Genomic DNA, 21,454 nt, shown 5'->3' with positions numbered 1-21,454 from the left:
GAGGCACTTACCTGCAGACAACCAGGGGAACCATCAACATGGCCAGCAGTCAAAAATTCATTGCCCGCAACCGGGCTCCCCGCGTCCAGATCGAATATGATGTGGAGCTCTACGGCGCGGAAAAGTCAATCCATCTGCCCTTCGTGATGGGCGTCATGTCGGATCTTTCGGGCAAGTCCGAAGAACCGCTTCCCTCCGTCGCGGACCGCAAGTTTCTGGAAATCGACGTCGACAACTTCGATGACCGCATGAAGTCGATGAAGCCGCGTGCCGCCTTCACGATCCCGAACACGCTGACCGGAACAGGAAACCTCGCGGTGGATATCACCTTCGAGAGCCTGGAGGACTTCTCGCCCGCGGCCATCGCCAAAAAAGTCGAACCCCTGAAAAAACTGCTCGATGCGCGAACCCAGCTCGCAAACCTGACCACTTATATGGACGGAAAGACCGGTGCAGAAAACCTGATGGCACAAATCATACAGGACCCTGCCCTGCTGAAGGCTCTGGCGAGTGCTCCAGCCGCGTCCTCCGCGACCGAAGAAACCGAGGAATAAGCCATGAGCGAGACCACGCAAGAGGCGGCAAGCGCCGCCCCTCAAACCGAGACGGCCTTTGGCTCCAGTGAGTTCGCGTCACTTCTTCAGAAGGAATTCCGGCCCAAGTCGGCGCAGGCAAAGTCAGCGGTCGAAGAGGCCGTCCGGACCCTTGCCGAACAAGTTTTGCAGAATGAGGCACTGGTCTCCGATGACGCCCTTCGGTCCATCGAGGGCATCATTGCCGAGATCGACAAGAAACTGACAGAACAGATCAACCTGATCCTCCACCATGCCGATTTCCAGCAGTTGGAAAGCGCCTGGCGCGGATTGCATTTCCTCGTCAACAACACCGAAACCGACGAAATGCTGAAGATCCGTGTTCTCAACATTTCCAAGAAGGATCTGTCGAAGACCCTGCGCAAGTTCAAGGGAACCGCCTGGGACCAGTCCCCGATCTTCAAGAAGCTCTACGAGGAAGAATACGGGCAATTTGGCGGCGAGCCTTACGGCTGTCTTGTCGGCGACTATCACTTCGACCACAGCCCGAGGGACGTGGAAATCCTCAGCGAAATGTCGAAGGTGGCCGCAGCCGCCCACGCACCTTTTCTGACCGGCGCAGACCCCAGCCTGTTTCAGATGGACAGCTGGGCGGAACTCGCCAATCCCCGTGATCTCACGAAAATCTTCCAGACCCCCGAATATGCAGCCTGGCGTTCATTGCGCGAGAGCGAGGACAGCCGCTACCTGGGTCTTGCCATGCCGCGCTTCCTTGGGCGCCATCCCTATGGCGCCAAGACTGACCCGGTTGAGGAGTTTGCCTTCGAGGAAGACACTGAAGGTTCATCTGCCGAAAGCTACTGCTGGGTCAATGCCGCTTACGGCATGGCGAGAAACATCACACGTTCCTTCAAGGAATACGGCTGGTGTACCCGCATTCGCGGCGTTGAATCCGGCGGTGTCGTCGACAATTTGCCCACGCACACCTTCCCGACCGATGACGGGGGCGTGGACATGAAGTGCCCGACCGAAATCGCGATTTCCGATCGCCGTGAAGCGGAGCTGGCGAAGAACGGCATGATGCCGTTGATCCACCGCAAGAACAGCAACATGGCCGCCTTCATCGGCGCCCAGTCCCTCCAGAAGCCAACGGAATATGACGATCCGGATGCAACGGCCAATGCCAATCTGGCGGCGCGGTTGCCCTACCTCTTCGCCACTTGCCGCTTCGCCCACTACCTGAAGTGCATCGTGCGCGACAAGGTCGGTTCGTTCCGCGAACGAGAAGACATGCAGCACTGGCTGCAGGACTGGATCAACAAATATGTCGACTACAACGCCGACAATTCCCCGGAAGAAGTCAAGGCCAAACACCCGCTCGCTGCGGCGGAAGTGCAAGTCGAAGAGGTCGAAGGCAACCCCGGCTACTACACCTCGAAATTCTTTCTGAGGCCGCACTACCAACTGGAGGGGCTCTCCGTGTCTCTCCGCCTGGTGTCCAAGCTGCCGTCTCAAAAAGGCAATTAAGACAACCCGCCGGAGTCTCTCCTCCGGCGCCTCTCCTGAACATCGAAACTCACCACGTGAAAGGACAGTGTCATGGCTTTCGACGCATTCCTCTATTTCAAGGATCCGAAGAACAAGGTTATCGGCGAGACCACCGACAAGGAAATGGGCAGCGATAACGCGTTCGAACTGCGCTCTTTCGAATTCGGCGCAGAGACCAACGTCAATATCGGCTCCGACACCAGCGGCGCCGGGGCCGCCGGCAAGACCACCTTCAAGGACTTCCAGATCACCAAGCGCACTGACACTGCTTCCTGCGCATTGTTCAGCGCCCTGTGCAGCGGCCAGCATTTCCAGGAGGCCATCATCGAGTTGCGCCGCTCAGGCGGTGCTGCCGGCAAATCCGGCAAGACCTTCATGAAGATCCATTTCAAGATGGTCATGGTGAAGGACATGGGCTGGAGCGGCTCGGAAGGCGACGACATCCTGGAAGAAACGATCGTCTTCGAATACGGCGCGATCATGATCGAATACTCCAAGCAGTCCAAGGACGGCTCGCTCAAGAAGGCCGACGGCACCCAGGGTGAGGCCAAGTGGAGCCGAGTGCTCAACACCGCCGACTATCAGGTCAACTAACGGCCTCTTGCGGGCGCGGCCCTCGCCGCGCCCCTCCCCCCGAGATTTGAAACGGCACAGGCATCAAAGGCATTTTCGGCATGGACGCGGAGAATCTTCTGAAACAGGGCGATCTGGACGGAGCCCTTGCGGCACTCCAGCAAAGCATCCGAAAGGAGCCGGAAAATCCGCGTCTCCGGGTATTCCTGTTTCAGCTTCTCTGCATCATGGGAAACTGGCAACGTGCCGTGGCCCAGCTGAAGACCTGTGCCACTCTTGACCCGTCATGCGAGAACATGGCGCAGACTTACCGATCCGCAATCCTTTGCGAGATCTTCCGCGAGAAAGTCTTTGACGGCACCAAGCCCCCCCTCGTCTTCGGCGAGCCGGATGGCTGGATTGCCGGATTGATCGAAGCACTCAGGCTGGAGGCTCGAGGCGAGCGCGATGCCTGCGAGGCGCTGCGCCAGAAATCATTTGAAGCAGCTCCAGCCGTATCAGGAGTGGTCAACGGGCAACCCTTTTCCTGGATTGCTGACGCGGATCCCCGCCTGGGGCCCATCCTGGAGATCATTGTCAACGGCCGATACTTCTGGGCTCCCTTTTCCAGTATTCGAAGACTGTGCATGGAAGCGCCTGCGGACCTGCGCGATTATGTCTGGATGCCCGCCGAGATCACCTGGCACAACGGCGGCAGCACGGTCGCCCTGATCCCGACGCGCTACGACGGCTCCGAAACTTCCGCCGATGGCAACGTCCGTCTGGCGCGTCATACGAATTGGATAACCGAGGGCGAGCGCGTACTTAAGGGCCAGGGACAACGCCTGCTCGCAACGGATGCCGAGGACATCGCTCTGATGAACCTTCGCGAGCTGACACTTGGCGAGGCCGCGATTGTGGCCCCTGTGCCAGAACCGGCAGTATCCAACGATGGTTGACCGGCTGCTCTCCGAACGGCTCCAGCCGTCCCTGCTCGACCGGCTGACCGATGACGAACCGGAAGAGACCAAGGAAGCCGGCGCCGACCGTTTCATCGATCTTGCGCGTCTGCGCACGATCATCCAACGGGATTTGGCCTGGCTCCTGAACACCTCGAACCTGGATGCTGCCCACGACCTGGAGAACTTCCCGCAGGTTGCAAAATCCGTCCTCAACTATGGAATTCCGGACCTTTCGGGAACCGTTCGCACCAGCCAGCGGGCCGTCGAAATCCGACAGTCCATCCGCAGGGCGATTGAGACCTTCGAACCGCGAATTCTCCCTGAAACACTCGATATATCGATCCAGGGCCCGGAAAGCAGGACCGGTTCGGTGCTCTCCCTTGATATCCGCGGAGAGCTTTGGGCCGAACCCGTTCCCATCGACATCTATCTGCGCACCGCATTCGATGTGACGACCGGCCAGGTCTCCTGGAAAAATCAGGGCTAGCAGCATGGATACCAGACTGCTTCGGTTATACGAGGAAGAACTCGGCTTCATTCGCGAGATGGGGGCCGAATTCGCCGAAACCTACCCCAAGATCGCCTCTCGCCTCGGCATGAGCCACACGGAGGTTCATGACCCTTACGTGGAGCGCCTGCTCGAAGGCTTCGCCTTCATGGCGTCGCGCGTTCAGCTGGAGCTTGATCTTCAGTATCCGGTCTTCACTCAGAACCTGCTGGAAATCGTCTACCCGCATTTCCTGGCGCCGACCCCGTCCATGACCATCGTCAAGCTCGTACCGGACATGGCTCAGGGCGGCTTCGAGAACGGCTACACGCTGCCGCGCGGAACGATCCTGCGAAGCGAAATACTCGAGGGAGAGCAGACGGCCTGCCAGTTCACGACGTCGCAGGACGCCACGCTCTGGCCGCTCGAGATCACCGCGGCGGACTATGTCGAAGGCCGGGGTGAACTCGTGGCCGCAGGTCTTGGGAAAAACAACACCGCCAAAGCTGCCTTGCGGCTTCGTATCCACCGGGAGGGCAACCTTCCGCTCAACGAATTTCCGCTGGATCGTCTGACCCTTTATTTCGCCGGCGCCGGGGCCGAACCCTGGCGGCTTTACGAAGCCATCCTAGCAAACGGCGTCGGCCTGGCCGGCCGCTCGACGGACCGCAGGAACGACTGGCACCAGCACCTTGGAAACGACATCCGTCCACGCGGTTTCGATCCGGAAGAGGCGCTGCTCCCGGTTCCAGGTCAATCTTTCTCGGGGTACCGCCTGCTGCAGGAATATTTCGCCATGCCGCAGCGCTACTTCTTCGTCGATCTTGCAGGGCTGCAACCGGCGATCAGGCGAGCGGATGGCGACGAGCTGGATATCTACATCCTCCTGAGGGAGGAATATCCTTCTCTGAAGTCCGTTTCCGCAGCGAGTTTCGAGCTTCATGCGGTTCCGGCGATCAACCTGTTCTCCAAGCGTTGTGACCGGGTTCCCGTCTCCTCGACCGATGTCGACCACCACGTCACGGCGGACCGCATGGCCCCCCTGGATTACGAAATCTATCAACTGGAGGAAGTTGTCGGCATCGGCACCGAGGGCGCCGACGATGTTCCGTTCCAGCCGTTCTACAGCGCGGAAAACTTCACGCCCTTCGGCGATACCCATGGGGCCTATTTCAACGTTCGCCGCAGATTGCGGCAGCGTTCGGAAAAACAACGGCTGAAAGGCGGCAGAACCTCCTATCTGGGAACGGAATTCTACCTGTCCCTCAGCGATCGCAGCCAGGCTCCCTATTCCGGTAACATCAAGCAACTTGCGGTACGCGCGCTTTGCACCAATCGCGACCTGCCGCTGTTTACGCCGATTGGAAAGGGCGACACCGATTTTGTCTTGCCCGACGGCGGGCCGATCGCCGAGGCGCGCGCCATTGTTCCGCCGACACGGCCCCGCCACTGCATGGCCGAAGGTGGCCGGTCCTGGCAAATGGTGAGCCACCTCAGCCTCAATTATCTCTCTTTGGTCAACAGCGACCGCGGCTCCGGCGCAGCCGCCCTAAGAGAGCTGCTCGGCCTTTACACCCCGGTCGGCGAGACCGCCATCGTCAAGCAATTGGAAGGGCTGGTCGCCGTCAGTTCCCGTCCGATCGTGCGACGCATCGCCGAGGGTGCCCTTTCGACCGCCGTTCGCGGGTTGGAAGTGCGGGTCGGCTTCGATGAAAGCTTTTTCGAGGGCGCCGGCTGTTACGTGCTGGGCTCCGTTCTTGAAACCTTCTTCGCAAAATACGTGACGCTCAACAGCTTCACCGAGACCGTCATACATTCACAACAGCGGGGAGACATCGCCAGATGGCCGGCGAAGAGCGGAAATCGGAAGCTGATCTGAGCCGCCTTCGTGCGCTCGAGCAGAACCCCCGAAAATATCATATATTCCAGGCGCTTCGACTTATTGAAGCCGCCTATGGCGAGCATCCGCGGCTGGGCCGGTCGAAACGACCGTCCCAGGACCCCGTGCGTCTGGGCCAGACCCCAGCCCTTGCCTTCCCCACGTCCACGATCTCGGCCTTCGATCTGGACCCCGAGACAGGCCGCCACCGCCTTTCCCAATATGCGTTCGGGCTTTTCGGTCCCCATGGCGCGCTGCCCCTGCACCTTACCGATTACGCCCGCGACCGGTCGCGAAATCATCGGGACAAGACTCTGTCCGCCTTTGCGGACGTCTTTCATCATCGGATGATTTCCCTGTTCTACAGGGCCTGGACCACCGGCGAGCCAGCGCCATCATTTGACCGCGAGGACGACGATCCGTTCGGTGCCAAGCTCGACGCCATTGCCGGCATCGCCGGGGGGGCCTTTCACGGGCGCGACGCGATGCCGGACCTCGCCAAGCGGCATTTTGCAGGGCTGATGTCGGCGGGACCGCGCAGTGAGGCGGGCCTTGCCGCGGTGCTCAGGAAGTTCTTCCGCGCTGAAATCACGATCGAAAGTTTCGTCGGCAGCTGGCTGCATCTGGAGCCGCATGACCGCGGACAGCTCGGCGTTTCCGCGCTTGGAGGCCAGGCCTGCCTTGGCGAGAAGGTTTGGTCGCGCGAAGCAAAATTCCGCGTTCGGATTGGCCCCCTGTCGATTGAAGACTACGAGCGCCTCCTTCCCGGCGGCGAAGGGGCGAAGCGTCTGGCGGCGATCATTCGAAATTACGCCGGCGACGCGTTGGAATGGGAAGCCAATCTCGTCCTCAGGAAGCGCGAGGTGCCGCCCTTGCCCCTCGGCAGAAGCGGACACCTCGGACGCACAACCTGGATCGGCCAGCGGGAAGACAGGGACGCTGACGACCTCTACTTCACGGCCCCAGCGCCGCCAGTCTTTTGAACCTGACCCTATAGGATGACAGTCATGACAGAAATCGGCCGTCTCGCTCTTTTCGGCAAACTGAACCGACTTGCATACCAGTCGATCGAAAGCGCTACCGTTTTCTGCAAGATGCGGGGCAACCCCTATGTCGAGCTGGCCCACTGGGTCCATCAGATCCTGCAGGGACAGGACAGCGATCTGCACCGTCTCATCCGCCATTACGAGCTCGATCCGGCGCGCGTTGCCAGCAATCTGGTCACAAACCTGGACAGTCTGCCGCGTGGGGCTTCCTCCATTTCCGACCTTTCGTCCCACCTGGAAGAGACGGTCGAACGCGCTTGGGTCTATGCTTCGCTCATGTTCAAGGACCGCCAGGTTCGAACCGGCCATCTTGTTCTCGCGATCCTCAAGACGCCATCCTTGCGCAACCTTCTGGACGGCATGTCTCCGGAATTCAGGAAGTTCAGAGCCGATGACCTGGCGGAGAATTTTCGGACCATCTTGAATGGGTCCCCGGAAGAGGGACTGCCGCCTCAGGATGGGTCGGGTGCCGCCACCAAGGCAGAGGAGCACGCTCCTGGAGGGACGGCGGCTCCCCAACTGGGCGGAAGTGCAGCACTTGATCAATATTGCGTCGACCTGACCGAAAAGGCCCGCCAGGGAGACATCGATCCGGTGATGGGACGGGACGAGGAAATCCGCCAGGTGGTGGATGTGCTCATGCGCCGGCGCCAAAACAACCCGATCCTGACCGGCGAGGCCGGTGTCGGCAAGACCGCAGTCGTCGAAGGCTTCGCCCTGCGCATCGCCGCAGGAGATGTGCCTCCAAGCCTACGCCAGGCGCGTCTTCTTTCCCTGGATGTGGGCCTGCTGCAAGCCGGCGCCTCGATGAAGGGAGAATTTGAAAACCGCCTGAAAACAGTCATCGAGGAAGTCCAGGCGAGCCCCGTTCCCATCATCATGTTTGTTGACGAAACGCACACGCTTGTCGGCGCCGGAGGCGCGGCCGGGACCGGGGATGCCGCCAATTTGCTGAAACCCGCCCTTGCCCGCGGAACTCTGCGGACCATCGGAGCGACCACCTGGAGCGAATACAAAAAGCACATCGAGAAAGATCCCGCCCTGACCCGCCGCTTCCAGGTCATACAGGTCGCCGAACCGGATGAGCCGCGGGCGATCATGATGATGCGCGGCATCGCCTCGATGCTGGAGCGCCACCACCGGGTCCAGGTGCTCGATGAGGCCCTGGAAGCCTCAGTCAAGCTCTCCGCACGCTACATTCCAAGCCGCCAGCTTCCGGATAAATCGGTCAGTGTCCTCGACACGGCTTGCGCCCGGGTCGCGATCAGTCTGCATACCGTTCCCGCCTCTATCGAGGACTGTCACCGGCGCATGGACGCCTTGAAGACGGAAATGGAGATCATCGACCGCGACGAGAACGCCGGAAGGGAGGTTGCCGGCCGCCGCAACCGTACGATCGAAAATCTTGATACGGAAACCAAACGCCTGGCCGAGCTGACAGAGCGCTGGGATAGGGAAAAGGTCCTGGTCGATCAGATTTTGGAGCTGCGGGACCTGCTGCGCGGCGACGAAACTCCGGCTGACGATGACACCGAGGCAGCTGCGGCTGCGACGCCGCCGGAATGCGACCGGGAGGCGACCCTTGCGGATTTGCGCGCCAAACAGGCCGAACTTGAAACGCTTCAGGGAGACGCCCCTCTCGTACTGCCGATTGTCGATGAACAGGCGGTAGCGTCCGTCGTCGCCGATTGGACGGGCATTCCGGTCGGCCGCATGGTCAAGGATGAAATCCGAACCGTGCTGAACCTTGCCGAACACCTTTCAAAAAGGGTTATCGGTCAGGATCACGCCATGGAGATGATTGCCAAGCGGGTGAAGGCCTCCCGCGCGGGTCTCGACAATCCCTCCAAGCCCATCGGCGTCTTCCTGCTGGCCGGGACGTCCGGTGTCGGGAAGACCGAAACCGCATTGGCGCTTGCGGAGGCCCTTTATGGCGGCGAGCAGAACATCATCACCATCAACATGTCTGAGTTTCAGGAGGCCCACACGGTCTCGAGCCTGAAGGGCGCGCCTCCGGGCTATGTCGGCTATGGCGAGGGGGGCGTGCTGACGGAAGCTGTCCGGCGCAAGCCCTATTCCGTTGTGCTGCTGGACGAGGTTGAAAAGGCCCATCCTGATGTCCACGAGGTGTTCTTCCAGGTCTTCGACAAGGGGATGATGGAAGACGGCGAAGGCCGGATGATCGATTTCCGCAACACGCTCATCCTTCTGACATCCAACGCCGGGTCCGAGGTGATCATGGACCTTTGCTCGGATCCGGAACTCATGCCGGACCCCGAAGGCATGGCGAAGGCCCTCAGGGATCCGCTCCTGAAAGTTTTCCCGCCGGCGCTGCTCGGCCGTATGGTGGCCATCCCCTATTATCCGCTTTCTCCGGACATGATCGGAAGCATCACCCGGCTGCAACTCGAGAAGATCGCCAGGCGGGTCAGGGACACTTACGAAGTCCCCTTCACCTATTCGGAGGCTGTGGTGGAGACGATCGTCTCCCGCTGTCAGGACCTGGAAAGCGGCGGCCGCATGATCGACGCGATCGTCACCAATACGATGCTTCCCGCCGTGTCGACCGAGTTCCTGTCCCGGATGCTGAACGGCGGTCAGGTCGCGAAAATAGAAATCGACGTCGCCGATGGTGATTTCACCTACGCTTTCGCGTGATCGGTCAGCCGCTTTGATCGTCACGATCTGAAACGAAAAAATAATGCGGCCGGAGCGAACCTCCGGCGGCTCCGCGAGCACTTACAGAGGATCACGGTCGAAAGATGCGGCTTGGGTCGCCTCTTTAACCAGCTTGCGGAGAGCGGCAAATGTCAAATAGCGGTCAAAAATTCGTTGCGCGCAACCGTGCGCCACGGGTGCAGATCGAATATGACGTCGAGCTTTACGGCGCAGAGAAAAAGGTGCAGCTCCCGTTCGTCATGGGCGTGATGGCCGACCTGACGGGCAAGTCAGAAGATGCGCTGCCCTCCGTCAACGACCGAAAATTTCTCGAAATCGACGTCGACAATTTCGACGAGCGCCTGAAATCTCTCAAGCCGCGCGCCGCCTTCACTGTTGCAAACACGCTGACGGGCGAAGGCAATCTGTCCGTCGACATCACCTTCGAAAGGCTGGAAGATTTTTCCCCGGCGGCGATCGCGCAGAAGATCGAGCCGCTGCGCAAATTGCTAGATGCCCGCACTCAGCTCGCCCATTTGTCTACCTATATGGACGGCAAGACCGGGGCCGAAAACCTGATCGCCCGGCTGATTTCCGACCCGGCAGCCCTCTCTGCCCTAACCGCTGTAGCGCCCGAGACCGGACAAGTCGACACCGCTGCCGCCCTTGCCGGTTTGCGTGCCGCGGCAGACGCGGCCCCGGCAATGGACACACCGAACGATCAAACGGCGGTTCTTGAAGCTTTGCGCAATCGGCCCGAAGCCCCGGTCCGTGACGACGCGCAGGCGGAAGAGGCCTTCGCCGCGCTGCGCGCCCGCGCAGAAGCTGTATCCGACCTTTCCGCCACGGACGAAAAGGCCGTCGCCGCTGTTCTGGCCGACCTCCACAAGGTCGGCGACGACCTGCAGGCGTCCCAAACCGAAGCGGACTTGGACCTGGCGGCCATCTTGAACGCCGATCTGGCGGAGCCGACCGAAGATAGCGGCGACGACAGCTACGCCGGCGTCCTCGACGGTCTGCGCCAGCAAACGATCGATCCGGACGCAGAAGACGATGCGAAGGAGACAGCGCTGGAAGGCCTGCGCCAAGCGGCCTCGGCGCTTCCCGAGGAAGAGGAAGAACACTTTGATCTCGATGCCCTGCTTGCCGGTGCGGTCGAGGATGAGGACGAAAATGCGCCTGACATCGAGTTCGACGATCTTTTGAACCCCCTGGATGGGGCCGATGACGACGAAAATGACGACGAGGACCTTTCCTTGTCGTTTGAGGATGACTCGGCAGACGACGACAGCGACGATTTGGCCGCGTTGCTGGCAGGTAACGAGAGCGACAGTTTAGAGACTACCGCCGAAGGAACACCGGCCGAAACCGGCATCACGGATGCGGACACTGACCTCGACGCCTTGCTGAACGGTCTGGTCGATGAGCTTGGGCAGAACGAGGATGAAGACCAAGCGGACGACGGCGAGGACGACGAACTCGATCTCGGCGCCCTGCTCGCCGGCGAAGGCGATACGGATCTGGAAGCACTCTTGGGCGATTTGGGCGGAGACGCCCCGGAAACAGATGCCGACGATCTCGACCTTTCATCGCTGCTGTCAGAGGATGACGACACGGAATTTGAAACGCTTCTGCCCGATGGCGATGACACAGGAGACGAAGAACCCGCGATTGCCGCGCCGTTCGGCACCCTCTCCGCTGCCCGTCCGGACGACCGGGAGCGGCCCAGAGACAAGTTCCGGATCGCTCTTCTCGGCGACTTCTCGGGCCGGGCCAGCCGCGGTGAACTTCAGATCGGCGACGACCTGGCGAGCCGCAAACCTTTGAAATTCGACATCGACAATTTCGAAGATGTCATCGCCCGTTTTGCCACCACCCTTGTGCTGCCGATCGGCAAGGACGGCGCCGGGGTTGAAGTTCCGCTGAACAGCCTCGATGATCTTCACCCAGATGAGCTTTACGAAAATGTCGCGCTCTTCGACGAACTCTCGGCCCTGCGTCAGCGCGTTGCCCGCGGAGAGGCTGCGGCCCTTGGCGATCTGAAGGCCTGGGCTGAGGAGACCGGTGCGACCACAGGGATGGTGAGGAGCCGGGCAAAAGGCAGTGCCGTTCCCGCGGACCGCAAGCTCAGCGATTTCCAGTCCCTCATTGGCGATATGAAAGGGACGCTCGCCCGGCCAAGCCCCGTCGACGAACTGATAGGCAGTGTTGTCGGCCCCTATGTCGTGGCCGCGGCAGATCAGAAGCAGGACAGCCTGCTTGCAGCACTCGATGACGCGCTGTCCGGTGCCATGCGCAGCATTCTGCATCACCCGGATTTTCAAGCGGTTGAATCGGTCTGGCGCTCCCTTGAATTTCTGGCCCGCCGCGTCGAGACAGACGCCTCGTTCGAGATCGTGCTCTATGACGTGTCCGCCGAAGAGTGGGCCGCGGACCTTGCTGCCCAGGAGGACCTGGCTGAAAGCGGCCTGTTCCGGCTGCTGGCGGAAGAGCCGCGCCTCGATGCGGCTCAGGGCCCGATTTCCGCGGTGTTCGCGCTCTACACCCTTGAGGAAACGCCGCCCCACGCGGAGCTTCTTGCACGCATGTCCAAGATCTCCGAATGGATGAACGCACCGTTCGTGACGGCCATCTCGGCCCACTTCCTCGACACGCCGAAGAAGGACCGGCATCCGCTGGTCGCCAAGGCCTGGGACGAGCTGCGCGCGCTGCCGGAAGCCGCCTACGTCGGACTTGCCGCGCCGCGCTTTCTCCTGCGGCTCCCCTATGGCGCCAGGACCGAGCCGGTCGATCCCTTCGAGTTCGAGGAATTCACCCTGCGCAGCGGCCTGAAGGGCATGCTCTGGGCAAACCCTGTCATCTTGAGTGCAACCCTGCTTGCCGCGACGGCCTACAAGTCCGGCAAGTCCATGCGGCTCGGCGAAATCCTGTCCCTGGGGGATATCCCCGTTCACACCATGGTCGACAGCTATGGCGATCAGGTCGCCCTGCCCTGCACCGAGCGGCTCTTGAACACCCGCACCACCGAAGAGGTGACTACCCGCGGTTTCATGCCCGTGCTGTCGATCAAGGGCCGCAACGAGATCCGGCAGGGCTCCTTCCAGGCTCTTGGAGCGGGCGAACTGCACGGCCCCTGGGATCTGACCCCAGGCCAGGGAAGAGCGACATTCGGCACCGAAGTGGCGCTTGGAAAGGCGCCGGCCGCGTCGGCCTCCACCTCCGTGGGCGAAATCGAAGCCGATGGCCCCGGGACAAGTTCATCAGCGGATGCAGACGGTGGAGAAGTTCTCGATCTGGACATGGAACTGGATCTCGATCTGGGCTCGGAGAGCGACACCGATGACAGCGATACGAGCCTCGATGACCTGCTTGCCGGCTTCGGTGACGAGGGCGCGAGCTCGGACGACGACGAAATGGACCCGGAACTGGCAGCCCTCCTGGGAGATCTCTGATGACGAACATGCCCACGCCCGAACACCAATCCGGCGGCACCCAAGGCATCGTCCTTGCCCAGGTTGGCCCCGCCTACTGGATGCTCGCTGGCGAAGACCATCTGGACAACCTCCTGTCCGGCGAAGGGCCCTACCCGGCCCCGGTCCGGTGCCTGTGCTTCGATTCCGTTCCGGACTTCGAAGCCATGCTGGACGAGGACCAGAACACCGGGCAGCTGTGGAGCATCCACCCCGGCATCATTGGCCGTTTGAAGCGGCGGGCAGAGCTCGTGCTGCTCAATGCTACCGAGCTTGCCGCGCAAGCTTGACCGACCAACCGAGCGCATAGGGACCGAAGATGGCAGACGACATCGAACTCAAAGGACGCAAGGCCCGCCTTGAGCTTCCCGGAAAGCTCAAGGGATGGCTCATGCGTGCGCAGGTCGAGGACGGTTTCAGCCGGATTCCCGAAACGACAATCGAGTTCATGTCCAACGACATCGACATCGACCTGCAGCAGGTCGTCGGCGAGCGCCTGCGCCTGGAAATCGATGCGCCGGAGAACAAGGTCCGCTATTTCCAGGGCCATTGCGTCTCCGCCGAATACCTCGGCTCTCATGCAGGCCGTGGCTACTACCGTGCTGGCGTCCGTCCTTGGCTGTGGTTCCTGACCCGTTCGTCCAACTGCCGGATCTTTCAAGAAAAATCGGTCATCGACGTAATCAAGGAGATCTTCGCCCAGTACGGCTTCTCCGATTTCAAGGACATGACCAAGCAGCCCTACCGCAAGCGGGCTTACTGCGTTCAATATCAGGAAACCGACTTCGCCTTCATCTCTCGCCTGATGGAGGAAGAAGGGATCTACTATTTCCATACCCATGAGAAATCGAAGGAAACCCTGGTGCTGGCGGACGACCCCAGCGCCCACAAGACCATCGAGGACAACGCCCAGATCGATTTCTACTTCCGTGAGGATGTCTATCGCAGGACCAACGACCACATTTTCGAATGGCGGGGAAGCGAGTGCATCCGGACCGGCAAGGTGACGCTTCAGGACTTTGATTTCGAGAAACCGAAGTCCGACCTGAAGTCGGTCAAGGCCCTGCCAAAGGGCAAGCACGCCTACAAGTCCTACGAAGTCTACGAATATCCGGGCCGCCACCTCGACGCCAAGACCGGCGAACATCTTGCGCGGGTCAAGGTCGAAGGTTTCGCCTCGGAAGTCCAGCGATGGAAAGGCGTCTCCAACGTTCGCCAGATGTGTGTCGGCGCCAAATTCAAGCTGACCAAGCACCCGCGCAAGGCCGAAAACGCGGAATATCTGATCACCTCGGCACGGCACGAGATTCAGATCGATGCGGACGTCACGGACAGCGAATTTGTCGAAGCGATCCTCGGTACCGAACTCGGCTTCGACAACACCAACAGCCGCGACATGTACCGCTGCATCTTCGAAACACAGCCGGTTCATACACCTTTCCGCGCCCCCCAGCTGACGCCCCGACCGAAACACCCTGGCGTTCAAACCGCCATTGTAGTCGGCAAGAAGGGCGAGGAGATCTGGACCGACGAATATGGCCGGGTAAAGGTTCAGTTCCACTGGGACCGGGATGGCAAACGCGACGACCGGTCTTCCTGCTGGATCCGCACATCTGTGCCCTGGAGCGGCAAATCCTGGGGCGCGGTCAGTGTGCCTCGGATCGGCCAGGAAGTCATCGTCCAGTTCGAAGATGGCGATCTAGATCGTCCGATCATTACCGGGATGGTCTACAACGGGGATACCAAGGTTCCCTATTCCCTGCCGGCGAACCAGACGCAGAGCGGCGTCAAGACCCAGAGCTCCAAGGGCGGAGACGGTTTCAACGAGCTCGTCTTCGAAGACAAGAAGGACGCCGAGTTCGTCCGCTTTCAGTCGGAGCGCGACTACAAGCAGATCGTCAAGAACAATGCCGAAATCACGGTCGGCCTCGAACACAAAAAGGGTGGCACCTACACCCAGACCATCCACGGCGACAAGACCGAAACCATCCGCGAGGGCAATCATGCCTTCACCGTCGCCAAGGGCGAGGAAACCATTTCCATCGCGAAGTCCCGCAAGACGGACATTGGCGCCGAGGACACGCTTGCCGTGGCCAGCGACCAGACCGTCGGCATCAAGGGGAAAAAGGCCGACGACATTGCCAAGGATTATGTCATCGATGTCGGAGCGGCACTGTCGATATCGGCGAATACCAGGATCACCCTGAAATGCGGCGCCTCCACCTTGGAGATGACGCCCGGCAAAATCACCATTTCCTCCCCGCAGCTGGAATTGAAGGCCGACGCCATCGCCAAGCTGACGGCAGGCGGCCAATTGAAACTCGAAGGGAAAGGCCAGGCAGAACTCAAAGGCGGCGGCATGTTGAAAGTCGAAGGCGGCGGCATGACCCAGGTGAAATCCTCGGGCCTGCTGATCGCCAAAGGCTCCCTCACGATGATCAATTGAGGATGGCCCGATGACTTCTCCCCTTGCCTTTTCAGATCTGAAGAAATTGCCGGACGTTCCTGCAGCAAAAGTGTTGACCGAGGGAAATGCCGTGTTGCAGACCACCATCGATGCCCCGGCGAGCGCCTCCATAGCCGCGGTCCTGGCCGAGCTTGAGGCAAAGGGCGCGCTGCTCGACATGCTCCAGCTCCTCGCCCATGCCTTGCCTGCCCGCGAGGCCGTCTGGTGGTCGTGCCTTTCGGCCCGCGAGACCGTCGCCGAAGGCGCGGCCCTTCCGCCTTCATTGAAGGCTGCCGAGGCCTGGGTCTATCAGCCTGGACAGGACACGCGGGCCAAGGCGCGCGAAGCTCTCGATACCGCTTCCAATGAAGACGAAACGGTTCTGTGCGCCATGGCCGCCGCCTTTGCTGCCGGCACGCTGGGACCGGGAGAGCTGGACGACTTTGCGGCACCGGCCGGCGCTGTCGGCGCGGCAGCCTTCGGCATGGCCCTGACGTCTTTGTTCCACGACGAGGACAAGGTGGAAGAACGCGGCAAGCTGCTGTTGGCCCGCGCCCTCGACATCGCCCGCGGCGGCAACGGCAATGTGCTGCGTCCGCGCACAGCCAACGAGACCCCAAGGTCCTCAAGCCAGACCTTCGAAGGGGAGGCACGCTCATGACTTTGCCCGCCGCTCGTGTCGGAGACAACCACGTTTGCCCGATGGTCACCGGGGTCATTCCCCATGTCGGAGGTCCCGTCGTCGTGCCCTGCCCGACAGTGTTGATCGGCAAGATGCCGGCTGCGACGGCGACCGCCATGGCCGTCTGCGTCGGTCCGCCGGACTTGATCGCCAAGGGATCGACTACAGTGCTCACCGGCAAGAAGCCCCAGGCTCGGCTGAGCGACACCTGCGCCCACGGCGGCATGATCGTCATGGGCTGCCCAACCGTTCTGATCGGAGGGTAGATCGATGACCCTTGTCCTACGCCCGTTGAACTCCGGATCGCTGCCGAACAACAAAACCGAAATCCCGATGCATGACGGCGTCCTGACCATTGGTCGGGGCGACGAAAACGACTTGTCGTTGCCCGATCCGGACCGGCTCCTGTCAAAGCGCCACTGCGTCCTGGAAGAACGCAATGGCGACTACGTCCTCATCGATACCAGCACCAATGGAACCTTCCTGAACTATGGATCGGAGCGGATCGGCAATATCCCGACGCCGCTGAACCATGGCGACGTCTTGCAGCTCGGCCGCTTCGAACTGGTGGTCGAGATCTATTCTGAAACGCCGCCTTCCGCGGAACCGCTTCCGCCGGCCCAGGACAGTCTTGTTCTGCACGGTCCTTCCGTTGTCCAGGCTGGCCCGACAGATCTCGATGATCCTCTCGACAACGGGTCCGATGCCTGGGATTCCTATTTTGACGAGCCGCTTGATCGACCGCGCAGTGATGCCAATCCGTCGGGCTGGAACGGTCCCGCTGGCTCCGAAGATCCGTTGGACTGGAAGGACCCGCTGGATGCTGGCGTCCCGTTCGACGATTACGACCTTCTCGGGTCCGCCCAACCGCACATTCTGCTCGAAGATGATTTCTCTGCTCCGATTTCTGAAAGGGGCGCAAGCGAAGCGGACCATAGCGCCACCGAGCAGGACTATTTCCCCGCGCCCTCGGTAAAGCCCGCGCTTATCCCGGACGATTGGGACAGCCCACAAATCCCGATGGGGACAGAAGCGCAGGCGTCTTCGATGGACGAGGTTGCAGCCGATGACCAGTCACCCGATTCAGATCCGTTGTCCGCAGGGGACGAAACAGACCCGCTGGACGATTTTTTGAGCTCGGAACCGGACGATCTAACCGGAAAGCCAACCGGTCCCTTCGACGCGTCGGCATCCGCCCCGGTGGAAGCGCCTGCCAGGGCCTATTCACAGCCTCCGGCACAGGACCGGGGTCTTGTCACGGCGGCTCCAGCGCAAGAACCTCCGACAGCCCAGCGCGGACAGGCCGCGCAAACCCCGCGCGCGCCCTCTCCTTCGGCGCGGGATGCGGCCGCCCGCGCTTTCCTGGAAGGCGCCGGCGCCGGGCACCTCACCATTCCCGAAGAGGAACTTGCTGCGACCATGGAACGGATGGGACGCGTCTTTGCGTCCATGGTCGCGGGAATGCGCGAGGTCCTGATGGCCCGGGCCTCCATCAAAAGCGAAATGCGGATGAACCGGACCATGATCGGCAGCAGCGAAAACAACCCGCTGAAGTTTTCGGTCAGCCCGGAACAGGCCGTTGAAGCCATGATCCGTCCCTCGGATCGGGGCTATCTCGACGCGGAAACGGCCGCGACCCAGGCTATTGGCGACATTCGCGCGCATGAACTGGCGATGATGGCCGGTATGGAGGCCGCTCTAAAGGACCTGCTCGTCCGGCTCGACCCGACGCAGCTCGCATCACGTATCGACACCGGTTCCTCCCTCGGCGGTCTGCTGGGCGGCAAGAAGGCCCGGTACTGGGAGGCCTACGAGAAGATGTACTCCCGGATCGCATCGGAGACTGAAGACAACTTCCACTCGACATTCGGGCACGAATTCATCCGCGCCTACGAAGATCAACTCAAGAAACTCTGACAGGAGTGACCCATGCAACTCAAATCCGCAATCATCGCCGGTTTTAGCCTCGTTCTGCTCGCAGGCTGCGTCTCCAGCGGCCCATCGCCGACCACGGTCGACCTGGCCATTTCCGGGGCGGCCAACATGAACGGCGGCGCTCCGGCGAAGGTCAAGGTGTACTACCTCGCATCGCCCGCGAGCTTTCAATTCTCGGACTTCTTCTCCCTGTTCAACTCCGCAGAGGTCACGTTGGGAACGGATCTCATCGCGGTCGATGAGTTTCAGCTGGCTCCGGGTCGCACGAAATCCAGTGTCCGCTCGGTCAATGGCACGCCGACGGCCATCGGCGTTGTCGCCGCATTCCGGGACATCGATGGCGCTCGGTTCAAGAGCGTCAAGCGGCTCATTCCGAATGCCGACAACCGGGTTCGCGTGACCCTTTCCGGCACCACCGTCTCGGTTCGCTGACGCCTGCCCAGCCATAGGAGTACTCTGAGCGTGTCCTGGGAAAACAAGGTTGTTTGGCAGGAAGGACTCTTCCTTCAGCCGCACCACTTCCAACAGAATGATCGCTATGTCGAGGCGCTTGTGTCCGGCGTTGCTTCCGCAGCCGTACCCTATCTGTGGGGTTTGCAGGCGCTCACCCTGGATGAAGATCTCCTGAAGCTGGGCAAGATCGCCCTTAAATCCTGCAAGGGCCTGACACCGGACGGGGCAACCTTTCGCGTTCCCCAGACCGAAGACCATCCGCCGGCATTGATCGTCCCCGAGACGGTCAAGAACACCGTGGTCTACCTCGCGATCCCTATCCGGCGCCAGGGCGCCATGGAGGTCGACACAAGCGGGGTGGAAAACACCATGGCCCGCTATCTGGTCGATGAGGTAGAAATCACCGACAGCACGGGCAACGATCGACGGGCCATCCAGATGGCGATTGGAAAGCTGCGTCTGCAATTCGCCCTCGACCTCGACGATCTGTCGGACCAGATCGTCATCCCGATTGCCCGGATCATCGAGGTCCGGCAGGACCGGGAAATCGTTCTCGACCGCGCCTTCATTCCCTCTTGCACGGATGCCCGCGCAGCCCCTCCCCTGCACGGCTTCCTGACCGAGCTGGAAGGTCTGCTGAGCCACCGTGCGGAAGCCCTCGCCGGCCGCCTCGGCCAGGGCGGCGGCAAAGGTGTCGCCGAAGTCGCAGACTTTCTGCTTCTGATTTCGGTCAACCGGGCTCTTCCGCTGGTCCGCCACCTGCATTCGATCGAAAACGTTCATCCGCAGATGATCTATCAGCTGCTTGTGAGCCTGGCCGGCGAACTGGCCACCTTCATGACCTCGGAAAAACTCTCCAGCCCGTTCCCGGCCTACCAGCATGCCGACCTGACGAATGTCTTTCAGCCCATCTTCCGGATCCTGCGCCAGCACCTGAGCTCGGTCCTGGAGCAAGGGGCCGTCTCGATCCCCATCGAGGCGCGCAAATACGGTGTCTCGGTGGCGATGATCACCGACAAGCGCCTCCTGACCTCGGCGACATTCGTCCTTGCCGCCAAGGCGTCGGTTCCGGCGGAAAGCGTCAGGCGGCATTTTCCGACACAGGCCAAGCTCGGCCCCGTCGAACAAATCCGGCAGCTCGTCAATTCCGCCTTGCCCGGTATTGACCTGCGCCCGCTCCCCGTTGCCCCGCGGCAAGTCCCCTATCACTCCGGTGTCGTCTATTTCGAACTCAATTCCGACAGCACCTACTGGAAGCAGATGACCACCTCCGGTGGGCTCGCCATCCATGTGGCGGGCGATTTCCCGGACCTGGAAATGGAACTCTGGGCCATTCGTTGACCCGCTGAGCGCCGAGGAAAGACGATGAATCGCGACGACCCCTTTGCCGAACCGTTCGACACCGACAAAACGGTGATCCGCCCCAATCCGGCCGGACGGCGTCCTGCGACGCCGGCCGCGATGCCGGCACCAAGCGCTACGGGTGCACCCGACCCGCATGCAGTGAACGCCGGGCCGTCTCAGGACAACCGCGGACGCACGCCCGAAGCGCCAAGGGCCTCAAGCCAAGCTGCAGCGGCGGCTCCGAGCGTGCCGCTCACCCAGGCATCGGCCGGCATGAACCGGCTCAATATGGCCGCTTCGTCGCTTTTTGCCCTTGTCGCCCGCATCCGCAACAGAGCCCAGCACTCGAACCCGGCCGCGCTGCGTGAAAGCGTCATCGCCGAGGTGCGCGCCTTTGGAAACCGGGCCTTGGAAGCCGGTATTCCGGCCGAAACCGTCCGCCTTGCCCGCTACGCCATTTGTGCGACTGTCGACGACGTGGTCCTCAATACCCCCTGGGGCGGTCAGAGCATCTGGACCCAGCAGAGCATCGTCGGAACCTTCCATAAGGAAACCTATGGCGGCGATCGTTTCTTCGATCTCCTGACGCGTCTGGAAAAGTCTCCGTCCCAGAACCTGACCTTGCTTGAGTTCTTCTATGTCTGCCTCAGCCTCGGTTTCGAGGGACGGCTGCGTGTCGCAGAGCGGGGAAGCGAGAAACATCTGTCCATTCGCGACGGTCTGGCCCGGCTCATCCGCACCCATCGGGGTTCGGCGGAACCCTCCCTGTCGCCCCATTGGAAAGGTCAGGACACCCCACATCGGCTTTTGTCGGTCTGGTCACCTGTTTTCCTGACGCTGGGAACTGTCCTGACTGCTACCTGCCTTATGTTTTTCATCTTTTCATTCCTTCTGAGAGGGGACACCCAAAGCCTCGGCGCACAAATAGCGGCACTCGATTTCAACGGAACCATTGAACTCGACCGCCCCGCCCCGCCGCCACCGCCACCACCTCCTCCACTGCCGGAATCCAAGGAAGTGAAAACGATCGAAGTCGTTTCCGCGTTCCTGCAGCCGGAGATTGACGAGGGTCTGGTCACCGTTACCGGCGAAGGCAACACGCTGACCATCAACATTGCCGGGAAAGGCATGTTCGCCTCCGCTTCAGATCAGCTTGATCCACGCTTCCAGGAAATCATGGACCGCGTTGCACGTGCACTTGGAGACGAGGAAGGTCGCATCATCGTGGTCGGTCACTCCGACAACATCCCGATCCGGACCGCTCGCTTTCCCTCCAACCTGGAACTCTCCCTCGCCCGCGCAAAATCCGTCATGCAGCGGATTTCGGACTCTCTTGAGAACAAGGATCGCATCAGCGCCGAGGGCCGCGCCGACAAGGATCCGGTCGCTACGAATGACACGCCCGAAGGCCGTGCCAAGAACCGGCGCATTGAAATCATCCTCGTGAAGGCAGGTTGAC

Annotated in this window: 17 protein-coding genes; all 17 read left to right on the top strand. The window is 61.1% G+C overall.

The genetic code is table 11. From position 1 onward, the window contains the following. The first annotated feature begins 38 nt into the window (after positions 1-38). The 17 genes from tssB (ACN0SY_RS16680) (at position 39) to tssL (ending at position 21,453) form a co-directional block, all read left to right on the top strand. On the top strand, positions 39-554 hold the full coding sequence (tssB, locus tag ACN0SY_RS16680) for a type VI secretion system contractile sheath small subunit (RefSeq protein ID WP_417689111.1): 516 nt from the start codon (positions 39-41) through the stop codon (positions 552-554). A gap of 3 nt (positions 555-557) precedes the next feature. Beyond that, on the top strand, positions 558-2,060 hold the full coding sequence (tssC, locus tag ACN0SY_RS16675; RefSeq protein WP_417689109.1) for a type VI secretion system contractile sheath large subunit: 1,503 nt from the start codon (positions 558-560) through the stop codon (positions 2,058-2,060). Between the two features lie 72 nt (positions 2,061-2,132). Next, positions 2,133-2,675 (top strand): Hcp family type VI secretion system effector, encoded by a 543-nt coding sequence (locus ACN0SY_RS16670; RefSeq protein ID WP_417689107.1) that lies wholly within the window; start codon positions 2,133-2,135, stop codon positions 2,673-2,675. An 80-nt stretch (positions 2,676-2,755) separates the two neighbouring features. Beyond that, positions 2,756-3,592 (top strand): type VI secretion system accessory protein TagJ, encoded by an 837-nt coding sequence (locus ACN0SY_RS16665; RefSeq protein ID WP_417689105.1) that lies wholly within the window; start codon positions 2,756-2,758, stop codon positions 3,590-3,592. Next, positions 3,585-4,082 carry a type VI secretion system baseplate subunit TssE gene (tssE, locus tag ACN0SY_RS16660; protein WP_417689103.1) on the top strand — a complete coding sequence of 166 codons (498 nt, stop codon included), beginning with the start codon at positions 3,585-3,587 and terminating at the stop codon, positions 4,080-4,082. The genes ACN0SY_RS16665 and tssE overlap by 8 nt, the downstream gene beginning before the upstream one ends. Before the next feature lie 4 nt (positions 4,083-4,086). Then, positions 4,087-5,961 carry a type VI secretion system baseplate subunit TssF gene (tssF, locus tag ACN0SY_RS16655; RefSeq protein ID WP_417689100.1) on the top strand — a complete coding sequence of 625 codons (1,875 nt, stop codon included), beginning with the start codon at positions 4,087-4,089 and terminating at the stop codon, positions 5,959-5,961. After that, the gene (tssG, locus tag ACN0SY_RS16650) at positions 5,925-6,944 is read left to right on the top strand and encodes a type VI secretion system baseplate subunit TssG (RefSeq protein WP_417689098.1); all 1,020 of its coding nucleotides are present in this window, start codon (positions 5,925-5,927) and stop codon (positions 6,942-6,944) included. Before tssF ends, tssG begins: the two co-directional genes overlap by 37 nt. A 24-nt stretch (positions 6,945-6,968) precedes the next feature. Further along, positions 6,969-9,665, top strand: a complete 2,697-nt coding sequence (tssH, locus tag ACN0SY_RS16645; RefSeq protein WP_417689096.1) for a type VI secretion system ATPase TssH — start codon at positions 6,969-6,971, stop codon at positions 9,663-9,665. A gap of 149 nt (positions 9,666-9,814) precedes the next feature. Continuing rightward, complete coding sequence (gene tssB / locus ACN0SY_RS16640) at positions 9,815-13,117, top strand: type VI secretion system contractile sheath small subunit (RefSeq protein ID WP_417689094.1); 3,303 nt, start codon at positions 9,815-9,817, stop codon at positions 13,115-13,117. Beyond that, a complete protein-coding gene (locus tag ACN0SY_RS16635) occupies positions 13,117-13,425 on the top strand; it encodes a hypothetical protein (protein ID WP_417689092.1) in 309 nt (102 codons plus the stop codon). The genes tssB (ACN0SY_RS16640) and ACN0SY_RS16635 overlap by 1 nt, the downstream gene beginning before the upstream one ends. Before the next feature lie 29 nt (positions 13,426-13,454). Continuing rightward, a complete protein-coding gene (locus ACN0SY_RS16630; RefSeq protein WP_417689090.1) occupies positions 13,455-15,581 on the top strand; it encodes a type VI secretion system Vgr family protein in 2,127 nt (708 codons plus the stop codon). A gap of 10 nt (positions 15,582-15,591) precedes the next feature. Next, positions 15,592-16,242, top strand: coding sequence for a DUF6931 family protein (locus ACN0SY_RS16625; protein ID WP_417689088.1), 651 nt, complete (start codon positions 15,592-15,594; stop codon positions 16,240-16,242). Continuing rightward, positions 16,239-16,529, top strand: a complete 291-nt coding sequence (locus tag ACN0SY_RS16620; RefSeq protein ID WP_417689086.1) for a PAAR domain-containing protein — start codon at positions 16,239-16,241, stop codon at positions 16,527-16,529. The genes ACN0SY_RS16625 and ACN0SY_RS16620 overlap by 4 nt, the downstream gene beginning before the upstream one ends. Before the next feature lie 4 nt (positions 16,530-16,533). After that, the gene (gene tagH / locus ACN0SY_RS16615) at positions 16,534-18,180 is read left to right on the top strand and encodes a type VI secretion system-associated FHA domain protein TagH (RefSeq protein WP_417689084.1); all 1,647 of its coding nucleotides are present in this window, start codon (positions 16,534-16,536) and stop codon (positions 18,178-18,180) included. 12 nt (positions 18,181-18,192) lie between these two features. Continuing rightward, positions 18,193-18,630, top strand: coding sequence for a type VI secretion system lipoprotein TssJ (gene tssJ / locus ACN0SY_RS16610; RefSeq protein ID WP_417689082.1), 438 nt, complete (start codon positions 18,193-18,195; stop codon positions 18,628-18,630). Positions 18,631-18,660: 30 nt separating this feature from the next. Then, positions 18,661-19,992, top strand: coding sequence for a type VI secretion system baseplate subunit TssK (gene tssK, locus ACN0SY_RS16605; RefSeq protein WP_417689080.1), 1,332 nt, complete (start codon positions 18,661-18,663; stop codon positions 19,990-19,992). A 24-nt stretch (positions 19,993-20,016) separates the two neighbouring features. Further along, a complete protein-coding gene (gene tssL, locus ACN0SY_RS16600) occupies positions 20,017-21,453 on the top strand; it encodes a type VI secretion system protein TssL, long form (RefSeq protein WP_417689078.1) in 1,437 nt (478 codons plus the stop codon). The last annotated feature ends 1 nt before the right edge of the window (position 21,454 follow it).

Source organism: Roseibium sp., assembly GCF_048261595.1.
Taxonomy (GTDB): domain Bacteria; phylum Pseudomonadota; class Alphaproteobacteria; order Rhizobiales; family Stappiaceae; genus Roseibium.
This window is presented reverse-complemented; position numbering and strand designations above follow the sequence as displayed.